The sequence below is a fragment of the Mesorhizobium sp. RCAM 06353 genome, assembly GCF_059683585.1.
Window position 1 is genome coordinate 1,664,395 of record NZ_CM185031.1, and the last position, 13,244, is coordinate 1,677,638.

The following is a 13,244-nucleotide window of genomic DNA, read 5'->3' on the forward strand; positions in this document are numbered from 1 at the left end:
CAAATGCGACCGGGACTATATGGCTCTGCATCACGCGAGCTTGTCGGGCTACGCCTTGCAGGCGGTCGCCGGCGAGAGCCGCCTTGCACTGGCGGAGATGCGGATGACGGGCATTGATAAGCTAGAGACTGCTCTTGGCGCAGCATCGCAAAGGGTTATCAGGGAATTTCAGCGGTTCGTGCCATTGTCCCTGAAGAGACGGATGCAAAAACGCACATACCCACGCGAGACCGCAGTCAACAGAATTTTCATCTCGGGTTGCGCGCGTAGCGGCACGACGCTGACACAGCGGCTGATGAGGTGTTTCGAGGACATTTTCGTCCACTCGCCCGAGGTGCGATACACGGTCCTGGACATGCTGGATCGGCCCGAATCTAACCTCGTCGTCAAGCGCGATGCGCGTAGCTTTGCGCATCTGGCGAAGCTGCCTCCTTCGATTGGCTTGATCTATTGCTTGCGCCATCCATTCGACACACTGACCAGTTCGCATCCGCAAACACTCAAGGAGCGCCGCTTCCACGTCACACCCGATCGCTGGCTGGCCGAATACGATGCGCTGACCCGGTTGATGAAAGCACAACCGAACAGACAGATCTTTTTCGTCCGCTATGAAGACATGATCAGCAGACCCGATGCCATGCAGGAGAGAATCGCGCAGCGGTTTGGGCTGAAGGCGCGGATTCGCTTCAGTGAAGACCCGAACAATCCGATCCGGGCGGCTTCGTTGCGAAAATGGGAACGGAATGAGGACTTCCGGACCTATCTCGAAGACCTGTCGCAGGCATTTCTCATCCACGTCGAGCGCTTCTGCGCCGAGTTCGGCTATGATATGCCGCCGATCAAGGTGGCTGCGTAATGTCGGCACAGACAGCGAGCCTTCGGGCCGAGGATTCCAAGCGGCGCGTCCTGAAGGACGTGTTCGGCTTCGACGATTTCCGCCCCGGCCAGGCCGATGTCATGGACGCGCTGCTCGGCGGGCGCCATGTGCTGGCCGTGATGCCGACGGGTGCGGGCAAATCGCTCTGCTACCAGGTGCCGGCTCTGGTTCTGGGCGGGCTCACCCTTGTCGTGTCACCGCTGGTGGCGCTGATGCAGGATCAGGTCGCCGCCTTGCGGCTGGCGGGTGTTGGCGCCGATACGATCAATTCCTCGATCGACCGCGAGGCCAATGTCGCGGCCTGGCGGCGCGTGGCGTCCGGCCAGACGCGGCTGCTTTACCTGGCGCCTGAGCGGCTGATGACCGAGCGCATGCTCGAGGCGCTGTCGAGGCTCGACGTCAGCCTGATCGCTATCGACGAGGCGCATTGCATCTCGCAATGGGGACCGGCGTTCCGGCCTGAGTACGAGGACCTATCGCGGTTGCGGCACATCTTCCCCAACGTGCCGATCATCGCGGTGACGGCGACGGCGGATGAGAGCACGCGCAGCGACATCGCCGCCCGGCTGTTTGCCGAGCAGGTTGAAACGCTGGTGCTGGGTTTCGACCGGCCCAACATCAAGCTGGCGATCGAATCCAAGCAGGACAGCAAGCGGCAATTGCTGCGTTTCATCGAGCGCCATGCCGGCAAGAGCGGCATCGTCTACTGCCTGTCGCGCAAGAAGACGGAGGAGATGGCGGACTTCCTCGAGAAGAACGGCGTCACCGCGCTCGCTTATCATGCCGGCATGAGCAAGGAGGCGCGTGAGGCGAATCAGAACGCCTTCATGACGCTGTCGGGCGTCGTTATGGTGGCGACCATCGCCTTCGGCATGGGCATCGACAAGCCCGATGTCGCCTATGTCTTCCACACCGATATGCCGGGCAGCCTGGAGGCCTATTACCAGGAGATCGGGCGTGCCGGCCGCGATGGGCGGGATGCCGAGGCGCATATGCTGTTTGGCCTCGGCGATATCCGCATGCGGCGGCTGTTCATCGACGACGAGGACGCATCAGCGGAGCACAAAAAACGATCGCATCAGCGACTCAACACCTTGATCGGCTATTGCGAGACGGCGCAGTGCCGCCGCCAGGTGCTGCTCGGCTATTTCGGCGAGGAGGCGCAGCCTTGCGGCAATTGCGACAACTGCCTCGACCAGGTGCCGCGCGCCGATGGTGCGGCCGAGGCGCGCATCATCCTGGCGGCCGTGGCGCAGAGCGGCGAGCGCTTCGGCGCGGCACACGTGATCGACATCCTTATCGGCCATGAGACGGAGAAGGTGCAGGCCAGAAGCCATCAGAGGCTCGCCTGCTTCGGCAGCGGCGCGGCGCAGAAGAAGGATTTCTGGATGTCGCTGATCCGGCAGCTCGTCGCGAACGGTTTGCTGGAGCCGGACCCGAGCGGCCATGGCGGGCTCGCCATTGCCGAAAAAGGCCATGCGCTTGGCCGCGGCGAGATCCCGTTCCACTACCGTGTCGAGATGCGCAGCCGCGCCTTGCGCAAGATGCGAGCGGCCGAGGGTTCTGGTGCCGAAGGCGTCGATGCTTCGCTGCTGGCCACGCTCAAGTCCTTGCGCCTGCGTCTCGCCAAGGAGCGCCAGGTGCCGGCCTATGTGGTGTTCTCCGACCGCACGCTGATCGACATGGCCGAACGCCGCCCGCGCGACCTTGATGCTTTCGCCGAAGTGAATGGGGTGGGTGCTGCCAAGCTCAAGGAGTTCGGCCAGGCTTTTCTGAGCGCCATTGCGGCGCACCAGGCGGGTGGATCGGCCTGAAGGCCGGCCCTGCAATCGTCACATCTGTATCGACATGCCGCCATCGACGGTCAGGACGTGCCCGTTGACGAAAGACGCCGCTTCGCTGGCGAGGAAAAGCGCGGCGCCGGCGATCTCCTGCGGCCGGCCCCAGCGCTGCAGCGGGACCCGCTGGCGGGCGAAGGCAACCAGATCAGGGTTTGCCGCCATCGCGGCATTGGTCTCGGTGGCGAACATGCCCGGCGCGATGGCGTTGCTGGTCACGCCATAGGCGCCATATTCGACAGCGATGCTGCGCATCAAGCCGGTCAGCCCCTGCTTGGCGGCGGGATAGATGGCGTCGCCGGGCCGCGCCATCTCGCCGACGATCGAGGTCACCGCGATCAGCCGGCCATGGCCCTGGGCCTTCATGATCTCCGCCGCATCGCGCGACAATGAGATCGCCGACAAAAGATCCGTCCTGATCAGGTCAAGGATGTCGTCGTCGTTGAAGGCGGCAAGCGGCCGCCTGTCGCGGGCGCCGACATTGTTGACGAGGATGTCGAGCCGGCCTCGGGTCTTGCTGATCTCTGCGATCATCGCGCGGCCCGCCCCGATGTCGGCCACGTCGAAGACCGCAGCCTGCGCACTGCCGCCATTTCCGGTGATGGCGGCGACGGCGCCGTCAAGTGTGGCGGCCGTGCGTCCGGTCACCACGACATGGGCTCCGGCTTCGGCAAAGGCGCGCGCAATCTCGAAACCGAGACCGCGTCCGCCGCCGGTGATCAGCGCCACGCGTCCCTGCAGGGAAAATCTTTCGAAAATGCTCAAGCTGGCCTCTATGCGCATAGGAACGGCAATACCGATCCCATGCGGCAATCGGCGGCTCAGCCTACTGTTCTATCGAAGCCGGTGAAAATAAACTTAATGCGCGGACGCCCCAAAAAATGACCGGCGCAAGGCCGGCGGGCGGTCGATGTTCCGATAAAGCGCGGCAGCCCTGACCAACCCTCACGGCCAGGCGTGTTGCGTCGAATTGACCGACAGCCAGGCAATCAGCGGCAGCGCCAGCAGGAGTGCCAGGCACAGCCGATCGGGCTCCGTCGAAATCACGTCGCCGGAGCCGCAACCATGCCTGCACGGCGGCGCCGAGAGCCAGCAAGGCATAGAGGCCGGCCAGCGCCGACAGGAGCTGCTCGCCGGTTACCGGGATGCCGCCCTGTTTGAGCGCATCGCCGATGGCGGCTCCCGGTATCGCCACGAAGAAAACTGCCGTGATCGCGAACAGGAAGCCGATCATCGAGCCCGGAAACGCTGTCGCCGACAGCGCAACCGCCGCCGCCAGCAGGATAAGCAAGGTGATGAACGCGCGCTGGGTCACTGCCGGGAACTCCGTCCGCGGGCAAGCGATTGCAGCAAGGCTTAGAATCCGTTCTCCGACGGTAGCGGCACACCGGCTGTTTGGAGCCCTCGCCTTGGCGCCGCTGTGCGTGATCCGCGGCAGGCGGATTGCCGAGTTGACGTGAGCCGGCGGGCGTTTTCCCTCATTTCGCCTGCCGCAGATCGCGCCCAAACGCGCGGCTGCTGTGAGTGGGGCGGCGGGATTTTTGTGTTGGAACTTTAGAAAGCGGCCCGGCATTCTTTGTTGGGATGTAGATAGGACACCGGGCCTAACCCGACGGGGCGGTTTGTGAGAACGGCGCCGTGGGCTGGCGAATATATGCGCCCATGCTAATATTCTTAAAGCCATACGAATGAAGTACAAGAACAGCAATTCGGGGGGCATAGCCGACCGCCGATAAGCTGGCCACAACCTACTGCAGGTAGGCCTTCACATTAGCCGGCGTCCCTGTGGCAGACCCCATCGTTATCTGTCACTTGAGAATGAAATAGAGCGGGACAAGCATTGCGAATGCCGCGATCGCGGTGAGAAACAGGTCTGTGGTCATGAGCCCCCGCTCGGAATTCCATGACCAGTGACACAACTAATTTAGCTAAAATGCAAGCAGTCAAACCAGCGTGAGTGCTTTGGCTGCTTGAGCAAAGCAACCAACCCCTCCGCCGCTCGTTGACCAAAGCTGGGCTGATCCCTAGCCACCTCTTGGCCCGCCCTTGGTCCCCATTCCGGGCGGGCTCTTTTTGCCTATTGGGCGGCGCCGATCGGACCTCGCATCGCGGTAAAAGTTCCGGAACTATTTTAGCGTATGCTAATTGAATCGCGATCGTCGTGGTCAGTTCATGCGCTTCGCTGCAAGATTATCGGGAGGAATAAAAAGATGAGCAGCAACCCCGATGATCCACCAATTGAACGGCGCTCACATCTCCGAACGGCCGTTCTAAAGGATGGAACCATTATCACCGAGGATATGACGATCGCTTGCTCGGTCAGAAATCAGCACGCTCACGGTGCGGAGCTGCGGGTGGAGCCGGGCGTGGTTGTTCCCGAGCGGTTCGTCCTGCACGTCCATGCAGATGGTGTCGAATATCGCGCCGTGGTGCGGTGGAGGAAAAACGAGCGGCTTGGCGTACAGATCTATTGAAATAGATGGCATTGGCGAACCGGACGCCGGAACCTAAGCAGCTGGTCGAACTTATCGCGTCATGACCCTGCATGAGTGCTGTTGAAGGTCGTGCGGGAAGTGACCGAGGCAGGTCACCCTACGCTACTTCGTAGCTTCCGTCGCAAGAGTGGCGGAGAGGGAGGGATTCGAACCCCCGATGGGCTTGCACCCATGCCGCATTTCGAGTGCGGTGCATTCGACCACTCTGCCACCTCTCCGCGGTCATGGTCGGCCGTTGCCGGCGCGGCGCACTAGATAACGGCTGAACGGGCAGGTTACAAGGCCAAATCCGCCGATATTTGGCTTACCGGACAAGCGGCGGATTCATGTCGGCGTTTACAGTCGAGGCCACGCGGTTTCACGGGCCAGCCAGGCATCCTCGCCTCGGGCCACGGCGGCGCTGGGCAGCCATGTTGACACGCCCGGTCTTTGCCGGCCAATAACAGTCTCGGCAACGGCTGTTGCCTTGACTCCCACTCAACCTTCGGTTAGGGACAGCGCGCAATCGGCGTGGAGGGTTCTTCCACGCCGCTTGTTTTTTGAACCCGCAGACTGACAAAAAGACGGCCGAACCGCCTCAGGCGGTTCATCAAGGCCGACCGAACAGCGAAAGGCAAAAAATGTTCGCAGTCATTAAAACGGGCGGTAAGCAGTATCGCGTTGCCGCCAACGATCTCCTGAAGATCGAAAAAGTCGAAGCCAATGTCGGCGATATCGTCGAGATCGGCCACGTGCTCGCGCATGGCGAGGGCGAGAATGTCACGTTCGGTGCGCCGTTCGTCGATGGCGCTCTGGTCACCGCCGAAGTCGTCGAGCAGGGCAAGAACCGCACGGTCATCGCTTTCAAGAAGCGCCGCCGTCAGAATTCGCGCCGCAAGATCGGCCATCGCCAGCTTCTGACCACCGTGCGGATCGCCGAGATCCTGCTGGGTGGCGCCAAGCCGGCCAAGAAGGCTGCCGTGAAGGCGGAAGCCAAGGCTGAGGTTGCTACCGAGGCGAAGGCCGAAGCCGCGCCGAAGGAGGCCAAGGCCAAGAAGGAAGCCAAGGCAGAAGCTCCGAAGGACGAAGTGAAGGCTGAGACGGCCGCCGCGCCGCTGTTCAAGGCGCCGAAGGGCGAGCCGGACGATCTGACCGTGATCAAGGGCATCGGCCCGGTCGCTGCCAAGGATCTCGCCGAGCAGGGCATCATCACCTTCGCCCAGCTCGCCAAGCTGACCGACAAGGATGTCGCCAAGATCGACGAGCACATGCCGTTCAGCGCCGACCAGATCAAGGATTGGCGCGAGCAGGCCAAGGAACTGGCGAAGAAGTAATTTTTCCGGCGATTAGGTCGCCGGATCGGACTTGAAACGGAACGCGAACGCGTTCATAAGGCCTTTTAGGCGCCTTGCGGCGCAACGGAGTTAGTTAGATGGCACACAAGAAAGCTGGCGGCTCGTCGCGCAACGGTCGCGACTCGCATTCCAAGCGTCTGGGCGTGAAGAAGTTCGGCGGCGAAGCCGTCATCCCGGGCAACATCATCATTCGTCAACGCGGCACGACCTGGCATCCCGGCGTCAATGTCGGCATGGGCACGGACCACACCCTTTTCGCGCTCGAATCCGGCGCCGTGACGTTCAACAAAAAAGCCAATGGCCGAACCTACGTATCGGTCAACCCGATTGCCAAAGCCGCGGAGTAGCCGGTTCCGCACTAGAACACCGGCGCCCATCTCGGGGACCGGTGTCTGGCAAAGCCAGGAAAAGGATCAGGGGAGATGGGTTTCCATCTCCCTTTTTCTTTGCCTGGAGGACTTCAAATGGTTGCCGAAGCGGAAGACTCAGAAGACGAAAGTTACGCGATAGACTGTCCGGTGCTGGTCACCGAGCGGCTGGTGATGCGGGCGCCGCGCGAAAGCGATGTCGCGCAACTGATCGAGCTTGCCGACAACCGTCATGTCGCCGAAATGCTGGCGCGCATGCCGCACCCCTATGGCGAGGCCGAGGCGCGCGCCTTCCTGGCCATGACCAAGTCGCGCCGCGCCGGCATTGTCTATGCGCTGACGCTGGCCGGCACCGACACCTTCGTCGGCTGCGCGGGGCTCAATACCACCGATCGCGGGCTGGAGCTCGGCTACTGGATCGGCGAACCCCACTGGAAGCGCGGCTATGCGACCGAAGCCGCCCACGCGCTGGTCGACCTCGCCTTCCAGAAGACATCGATCCAGGTGCTGCATGCCTCGACGCGGGTCATCAATCCGGCCTCGCGCAGGGTGATCCACAAGTGCGGCTTCCAGTATGCCGGCCAGGGCATGCTGAACTCGATCGTCGCCGGCCAGGTGCCGGTCGAACGCTACAGGCTCGACAGGAAGACGTGGACCAGCCTGCGTAACTGGGTTCACTTCTGATGTGTGGCGTTGGTGAAGCCAATGGTTGATGGCCGCAGCGATATTGAAACGGTCGCGATCGTGCCGTTCGCACCGGAGCATATCGAAAGCTTTCATCACGCGCTCGATGTCGTTTCGCGTGAGCGAAAGTACTTGTCCTTTCTCGAGGCGCCACCGCTGGATCAAGCCAGAAGATTTGTGATGGACCGAATCGCAAGAGGCGATCCAGGCTATGTAGCAGCTGTTCGTGGCGAGGTTGTCGGCTGGTGCGACATCACTCGCCATGACCGGCCCATACACGCTCATCGCGGCGCGCTTGGGATGGGCATTGTCCCGTCTTATCGGGGGCGTGGCCTTGGACGGAAGCTCATCAATGCAACCGTGGCGCAAGCGCGCAAGGACGGCTTTGTCCGTATCGAGCTTTTCGTACATTCCGACAATGCCCGCGCCATCACGCTTTACGACAGGGTCGGATTTGTCAGGGAAGGCGTGCAGCGCGACGCGGTTTATATCGATGGGGAATATCGCGATGCGATTATGATGGCGATCGTCGAACGCGAAAACGCAGCCGGATAAAGAGCCGTCAGCCCAGTTCGACCCACACCGGCAGGTGGTCTGAACCGGTTGCTTGCCGGTCGACCCAGAGTCGCTGCAGCGATCTGGCAAGCGAGGCGCTGGTGAAGACGTAGTCGATGCGTTTGTGGCGACCGGCGTTGGCGGGGTCCTTGGGGTCGACCCAGCTGACGAGATCGTCGCCGGTGACGTTCAGGCGCACGGCGGCATCGACGGCGAAGTCGGCGGTCAGCGGCATGCCGAATTGGTGGTCCGGCCGGCCGGCGAGTTCGACATATTCGGGCGAGCCGGCCAGCATGTTGAAATCGCCCAAGGCCACAAACGCCTCGGGGTGCGGCAATTCCGGCAGGCCGATCTCGGCGACGCCGGACAGCGCGCCGCCCTCAAGCGCATAGTTCAACAGGCGCCGGCGCAGGAACTGGATCTGGCTGGCGCGTTCGACCGGGCTGCGGTGATCGAGATGGATGGAATAGAAGCGGATGAAGCCAAGCGGCGTCTCGATCAGTGCCTCCAGCGCGCCGCGCTGGAAGTTCATCATCTCGAAGCTGCGGCTGCGCGGCAACAGCAGGTTGCGCGACAGATGAATGGGCGTTTTCGACAGCATCATGTTGCCGAGCTGGAAGGTCGTGGTGATGGCGCGGCCGTTCTCGATGCGCGAGCCGATATTGGCCTCGAAATTGCTGCCGTAAACGGCGAAATAGTCGGGCAGCGCCTCGCCGATCTCCGCAACCATGTCGCGCCCGCCGTTCCGCGGATTGTTGCGGGTGACCTCCTGCAGCGCGATCACGTCGGCGCCGCGCACGGCATCGGTGATCCGCCCGACGTCGTAGTGCCCATCAAGGCCGATGCCGTACTGAATGTTGTAGGTTACAAGCTTCATACCGATATTCCTCCGGCCGACCCCAAGCGGCCTCGTCACAAAACGCCTCGCCCTTCGCCGCGCCTTGGTTTAGATCAAGGCGCAATGTTTAGAGCAATGCCGCAAGGCCAAGAAAAGAAACTGCAATCCCATGAAATTTCTCGATCAAGCCAAGGTCTATGTCCGCTCCGGTGACGGGGGCGCCGGTTCGGTGTCGTTCCGGCGCGAGAAATTCATCGAGTTCGGCGGGCCGGATGGCGGCGATGGCGGCCGTGGCGGCGATGTCTGGCTGGAGGCGGTGAACGGCCTGAACACGCTGATCGACTATCGCTACCAGCAGCATTTCAAGGCCAAGACCGGCGTCCATGGCATGGGCCGCAACATGACCGGCGCCAAGGGCGCCGATGTCACGTTGAAAGTGCCGGCCGGAACGCAAGTGTTCGAGGAAGACAATGAGACACTGATCTGCGACCTCACCGTGGTCGGCCAGCGCTTCCTGCTCGCCAAGGGCGGCAATGGCGGCTTCGGCAACCAGCATTTCAAGACCTCGACCAATCAGGCGCCGCGCCGCGCCAATCCCGGCCTTCCCGGCGAAGAGCTCAACATCTGGCTGCGGCTGAAGCTGATCGCCGATGCCGGGCTGGTCGGGCTGCCCAATGCCGGCAAGTCGACTTTTCTCGCCGCCGTCACGGCGGCCAAGCCGAAAATCGCCGACTATCCGTTCACCACGCTGCATCCTGGCCTCGGCGTCGCCCGCATCGATGCGCGCGAATTCGTCATCGCCGACATTCCCGGCCTCATCGAAGGCGCGCATGAGGGCGTCGGCATCGGCGACCGCTTCCTCGGCCATGTCGAGCGCACGCGCGTGCTGCTGCATCTGGTTTCGGCGCAGGAGGAAAACCCGGGCAAGGCCTACAAGACCGTGCGCGCCGAACTCGACGCCTACGGCAATGGTTTGACCGACAAGGTGGAGATCGTGGCACTCTCCCAGGTCGACACGCTCGACGCCGATGCGCGCAAGAAGAAGGTCGCTTCGCTGAAGCGAGCCGCCGGCCGCGCGCCGATGCTTCTGTCCGCCGTCACCGGCGAAGGGGTGGAGGCGGTGCTGCGGGCGCTGATGAGGGTGATTGCCGAGGCGCGCGCGGAGGCTGCGCCCGTGGTCGAGACGCGCTGGGAAAAGTAAGGCATGCAGTCGCTGAAAAAATACCGGCGCATCACCGTCAAGATCGGCTCGGCGTTGCTCGTCGACCGCGCGAGCGGGCTGAAGCGCGATTGGCTGGCCTCGCTTGCCGACGACATTGCCCTGCTCGCCCAGGGCGGCGCTGAAATCCTCGTCGTGTCCTCCGGCGCCATCGCGCTTGGCCGCACCATTCTGGGGTTGGGCAAGCGGGCGCTCAAACTCGAGGAAAGCCAGGCCGCCGCCGCTGTCGGCCAGATCGCGCTGGCCGGCGCGTGGTCGGATGCGCTTGGCAAGGGCGCGCTGAAATCGGGCCAGATTCTTTTGACCCTTGGCGATACCGAGGAGCGCCGCCGCTACCTCAATGCGCGGGCGACGATCTCGACGCTGCTCAAGATGAAGGCGGTGCCGGTCATCAACGAGAACGACACGGTGGCGACCTCCGAAATCCGCTATGGCGACAATGACAGGCTGGCCGCGCGGGTGGCAACGATGATGGGCGCCGACCTTTTGGTCCTGCTCTCCGACATCGATGGGCTCTATACCGCGCCGCCGGCGCGCGATCCGCAAGCCAAATTCATTCCGGTTGTCGACCGCATCACGCCTGATATCGAGGCGATGGCGGGAGCGGCCGCGTCCGAGCTGTCACGCGGCGGCATGCGGACAAAACTCGATGCCGGCAAGATCGCCACCGCTGCCGGCACCGCGATGATCATCACATCGGGCACGCGGCTGTCGCCGCTGATGGCGATCGAGCGCGGCGAGCGCGCCACCTTCTTCCGGCCGAGCATCAATCCGGTGAAAGGCTACAAGACCTGGATCGCCGGCCAGCTCGAACCGGCCGGCCGGCTGACCGTCGATGCCGGCGCCGTCGGCGCACTCACCTCGGGCAAATCGCTGCTGCCGGCCGGCGTCAAGCTGGTCAGCGGCAATTTTTCGCGCGGCGATACGGTGGCGATCCTGTCGCCCGAGGGCCGCGAGATCGCGCGCGGGCTGGTTGCCTACGATGCCGCCGATGCCGTAAGGATCGCAGGCCTGAAGACGGCCGAGATCGAAACCGTGCTCGGCTACGAAGCGCGTTCGGCGATGATCCACCGCGATGACCTTGTGGTGAGCGGCGCGGCCGGCTGAGGCAAGGCTCCAGACGCGTTACTTGTCGGAGCTAGGTGGCCATTTGGGCGGATTGCGGTATCGCTTCTGAAAGTCCTGCTGCATTTTCAGAAGCTCGCCGCAACCTCCTAACTCGGTTTCGATGGCAGCCTTGGCTTGTCGATCCAGTTCGGCTTGGGAAATATCCTTGTTCTCTCCAGCGACCATATCGCGGATGAGTTCGTCGGTAGACGCTACTGCCGCCCCGTCGTCTTCCTTCATCCTTTTTTCGACTTCCGTCTCAAGTCGGGCACGCGGCCCGCAACCATGGAGTTCCTCAACAACAACGGCGATCTGGGGAGGTGGTGTAGGTGGCGCGCCGCAATAGCGCTCGGCAAGGGCAAGATCCAACATCAAGCTCACCATCATCATAGCCATGCCGTCCGGGCTCTCGCCGGGCTCGATCTTGTCATCACAGTAATCGGCGGCGCGGAGGCCGGTGGGCGCCAGCATCGTGGCCAATGCAAAGAGGACTACGGTGCTCTTCATGCTGCCTCCAAATTCGCAGCCATTGCCGCGAGGGCCAGCCGCGTGTAAATCCACCAAGCTTTACCGGAACGGTCAGATGCTGAACAAACACCAAGGCGAAGATGTAGCCAGTTTGATGGCAAGGATAGGCAGCAAGGCCCGCGCCGCCGCCCGACCATTGGCTGTTGCGACCACCGCCGCCAAGAACGCCGCGCTGACCGCCATGGCTGACGCCATCCTGCGTCACGAGCAGGCCATCCTCGACGCCAACGCCATTGATGTCTCCAATGGCGAGGAAGTTGGTCTGTCCGGTTCCTTCATGGATCGACTGAAGCTCAATCCGGCGCGCATTCGTGCCATGGCTGACGGCATTCGCGAGATCGCCGAACTCAAGGATCCGGTCGGCGACGTGATCGCCGCGTGGCAGCGGCCGAACGGCCTGCGGATCGAGCGCGTGCGCACGCCGCTCGGCGTTGTCGGCGTCATCTATGAGAGTCGCCCCAACGTGACGGCGGATGCCGGCGCGCTGTGCCTCAAGGCCGGCAATCCGGTGATCCTGCGCGGCGGCTCGGATTCGCTCAATTCATCCGCCGCCATCCATGCCTGCCTGGTCGAGGGGCTGAAGGAAGCCGGCCTGCCGGAAGACGCCATCCAGCTGGTGCCGACCACCGACCGCGCCGCGGTCGGCGAGATGCTCAAGGGACTCGGCGGCACGCTTGACGTTATCATCCCGCGCGGCGGCAAAAGCCTGGTCGGGCGGGTGCAGAGCGAAGCACGGGTACCGGTCTTCGCCCACCTTGAAGGCATCTGCCATCTCTACATCGACCGGTCGGCCAATCTCGACATGGCGGTGAAGATCGCCGTCAACGCCAAGATGCGGCGCACCGGCGTCTGCGGCGCGGCCGAGACGCTGCTGGTCGACCGTGCGGTTGCGTCCACCCATCTGGTGCCGATCCTCGATGCACTGCGCGCCGCCGGCTGCGAAATCCATGCCGACGCCGAGGTGCTGAAGGTGTTTTTCGACGCCAAACCGGCGACCGATGCCGACTGGGTGACCGAATATCTCGATGCCATCATCGCGGTGAAGCTGGTCGACGGCATCGGTGGTGCGATCGAGCACATCGAAACCTTCTCCTCGCATCACACCGAGGCGATCATCGCCGAGGACCCAAAGGTCGTCGAGCGGTTCTTCAACGAGATCGATTCGGCAATCCTGCTGCACAATGCGTCGACACAGTTCGCCGATGGCGGCGAGTTCGGCATGGGCGCCGAGATCGGTATCGCCACCGGCAAGATGCATGCGCGCGGGCCGGTCGGCGTCGAGCAACTGACCTCGTTCAAATACCGGGTGCGCGGGTCGGGACAGGTGAGGCCTTGACGCTTTTCGTCGCTAGAGCCTGAGGCGATGCTGGCATCTTCCGAACCGGCGGTCCCCTCCCGTTA

General features: G+C 62.9%; 14 protein-coding genes and 1 tRNA gene. 10 read left to right on the top strand and 5 right to left on the bottom strand.

Annotated features, from left to right (window positions below):
• Positions 1–19 precede the first annotated feature (19 nt).
• Positions 20–856 (top strand): sulfotransferase family protein, encoded by an 837-nt coding sequence (locus tag AC56QX_RS07760; RefSeq protein ID WP_497114989.1) that lies wholly within the window; start codon positions 20–22, stop codon positions 854–856.
• On the top strand, positions 856–2,691 hold the full coding sequence (recQ, locus tag AC56QX_RS07765) for a DNA helicase RecQ (RefSeq protein ID WP_497114991.1): 1,836 nt from the start codon (positions 856–858) through the stop codon (positions 2,689–2,691). The genes AC56QX_RS07760 and recQ overlap by 1 nt, the downstream gene beginning before the upstream one ends.
• A gap of 18 nt (positions 2,692–2,709) precedes the next feature.
• Here recQ and AC56QX_RS07770 read toward each other — a convergent pair whose 3' ends face one another.
• Positions 2,710–3,480, bottom strand: coding sequence for an SDR family oxidoreductase (locus tag AC56QX_RS07770; RefSeq protein WP_497114993.1), 771 nt, complete (start codon positions 3,478–3,480; stop codon positions 2,710–2,712).
• Positions 3,481–3,541: 61 nt separating this feature from the next.
• Complete coding sequence (locus AC56QX_RS07775) at positions 3,542–4,222, bottom strand: hypothetical protein (protein WP_497114995.1); 681 nt, start codon at positions 4,220–4,222, stop codon at positions 3,542–3,544.
• A gap of 703 nt (positions 4,223–4,925) precedes the next feature.
• Here AC56QX_RS07775 and AC56QX_RS07780 point away from each other — a divergent pair.
• Positions 4,926–5,189 carry a PilZ domain-containing protein gene (locus AC56QX_RS07780; protein WP_497114997.1) on the top strand — a complete coding sequence of 88 codons (264 nt, stop codon included), beginning with the start codon at positions 4,926–4,928 and terminating at the stop codon, positions 5,187–5,189.
• Positions 5,190–5,338: 149 nt separating this feature from the next.
• On the opposite strand, the gene AC56QX_RS07785 is transcribed toward AC56QX_RS07780, so the two are convergent.
• Positions 5,339–5,428: transfer RNA gene (locus AC56QX_RS07785), tRNA-Ser, on the bottom strand.
• Positions 5,429–5,830: 402 nt separating this feature from the next.
• On the opposite strand from AC56QX_RS07785, the gene AC56QX_RS07790 reads away from it, so the two are divergent.
• From AC56QX_RS07790 to AC56QX_RS07805, 4 genes are all read left to right on the top strand, one after another.
• Positions 5,831–6,523 carry a 50S ribosomal protein L21 gene (locus tag AC56QX_RS07790; RefSeq protein ID WP_497114998.1) on the top strand — a complete coding sequence of 231 codons (693 nt, stop codon included), beginning with the start codon at positions 5,831–5,833 and terminating at the stop codon, positions 6,521–6,523.
• Between the two features lie 98 nt (positions 6,524–6,621).
• Positions 6,622–6,891: a 50S ribosomal protein L27 gene (gene rpmA, locus AC56QX_RS07795; protein WP_095771984.1), complete on the top strand. Its 270-nt coding sequence runs from the start codon at positions 6,622–6,624 to the stop codon at positions 6,889–6,891.
• A gap of 117 nt (positions 6,892–7,008) precedes the next feature.
• Positions 7,009–7,596, top strand: coding sequence for a GNAT family N-acetyltransferase (locus AC56QX_RS07800; protein WP_497115000.1), 588 nt, complete (start codon positions 7,009–7,011; stop codon positions 7,594–7,596).
• A gap of 21 nt (positions 7,597–7,617) precedes the next feature.
• A complete protein-coding gene (locus AC56QX_RS07805; RefSeq protein WP_497115002.1) occupies positions 7,618–8,151 on the top strand; it encodes a GNAT family N-acetyltransferase in 534 nt (177 codons plus the stop codon).
• Between the two features lie 7 nt (positions 8,152–8,158).
• Here the strand turns inward: AC56QX_RS07805 and AC56QX_RS07810 are convergent, their stop codons facing one another.
• Positions 8,159–9,028 carry an endonuclease/exonuclease/phosphatase family protein gene (locus tag AC56QX_RS07810; protein ID WP_497115004.1) on the bottom strand — a complete coding sequence of 290 codons (870 nt, stop codon included), beginning with the start codon at positions 9,026–9,028 and terminating at the stop codon, positions 8,159–8,161.
• Positions 9,029–9,158: 130 nt separating this feature from the next.
• On the opposite strand from AC56QX_RS07810, the gene obgE reads away from it, so the two are divergent.
• A complete protein-coding gene (obgE, locus tag AC56QX_RS07815) occupies positions 9,159–10,190 on the top strand; it encodes a GTPase ObgE (protein WP_475456142.1) in 1,032 nt (343 codons plus the stop codon).
• 3 nt (positions 10,191–10,193) lie between these two features.
• Complete coding sequence (gene proB, locus AC56QX_RS07820; RefSeq protein ID WP_497115005.1) at positions 10,194–11,315, top strand: glutamate 5-kinase; 1,122 nt, start codon at positions 10,194–10,196, stop codon at positions 11,313–11,315.
• 18 nt (positions 11,316–11,333) lie between these two features.
• Here proB and AC56QX_RS07825 read toward each other — a convergent pair whose 3' ends face one another.
• Positions 11,334–11,822, bottom strand: a complete 489-nt coding sequence (locus tag AC56QX_RS07825) for a hypothetical protein (protein WP_497115006.1) — start codon at positions 11,820–11,822, stop codon at positions 11,334–11,336.
• Positions 11,823–11,898: 76 nt separating this feature from the next.
• On the opposite strand from AC56QX_RS07825, the gene AC56QX_RS07830 reads away from it, so the two are divergent.
• The gene (locus AC56QX_RS07830) at positions 11,899–13,179 is read left to right on the top strand and encodes a glutamate-5-semialdehyde dehydrogenase (protein ID WP_497115007.1); all 1,281 of its coding nucleotides are present in this window, start codon (positions 11,899–11,901) and stop codon (positions 13,177–13,179) included.
• Positions 13,180–13,244 lie beyond the last annotated feature (65 nt).

Bases quoted from the DNA above. Each gene is read 5' to 3' on its own strand.
- AC56QX_RS07780 (WP_497114997.1), top strand. From the start codon at position 4,926: ATGAGCAGCAACCCCGATGATCCACCAATTGAACGGCGCTCACATCTC.
- AC56QX_RS07760 (WP_497114989.1), top strand. From the start codon at position 20: ATGGCTCTGCATCACGCGAGCTTGTCGGGCTACGCCTTGCAGGCGGTC.
- rpmA (WP_095771984.1), top strand. From the start codon at position 6,622: ATGGCACACAAGAAAGCTGGCGGCTCGTCGCGCAACGGTCGCGACTCG.
- AC56QX_RS07810 (WP_497115004.1), bottom strand. From the start codon at position 9,028: ATGAAGCTTGTAACCTACAACATTCAGTACGGCATCGGCCTTGATGGG.
- proB (WP_497115005.1), top strand. From the start codon at position 10,194: ATGCAGTCGCTGAAAAAATACCGGCGCATCACCGTCAAGATCGGCTCG.
- recQ (WP_497114991.1), top strand. From the start codon at position 856: ATGTCGGCACAGACAGCGAGCCTTCGGGCCGAGGATTCCAAGCGGCGC.
- AC56QX_RS07790 (WP_497114998.1), top strand. From the start codon at position 5,831: ATGTTCGCAGTCATTAAAACGGGCGGTAAGCAGTATCGCGTTGCCGCC.
- obgE (WP_475456142.1), top strand. From the start codon at position 9,159: ATGAAATTTCTCGATCAAGCCAAGGTCTATGTCCGCTCCGGTGACGGG.
- AC56QX_RS07825 (WP_497115006.1), bottom strand. From the start codon at position 11,822: ATGAAGAGCACCGTAGTCCTCTTTGCATTGGCCACGATGCTGGCGCCC.
- AC56QX_RS07830 (WP_497115007.1), top strand. From the start codon at position 11,899: ATGCTGAACAAACACCAAGGCGAAGATGTAGCCAGTTTGATGGCAAGG.
- AC56QX_RS07805 (WP_497115002.1), top strand. From the start codon at position 7,618: ATGGTTGATGGCCGCAGCGATATTGAAACGGTCGCGATCGTGCCGTTC.
- AC56QX_RS07800 (WP_497115000.1), top strand. From the start codon at position 7,009: ATGGTTGCCGAAGCGGAAGACTCAGAAGACGAAAGTTACGCGATAGAC.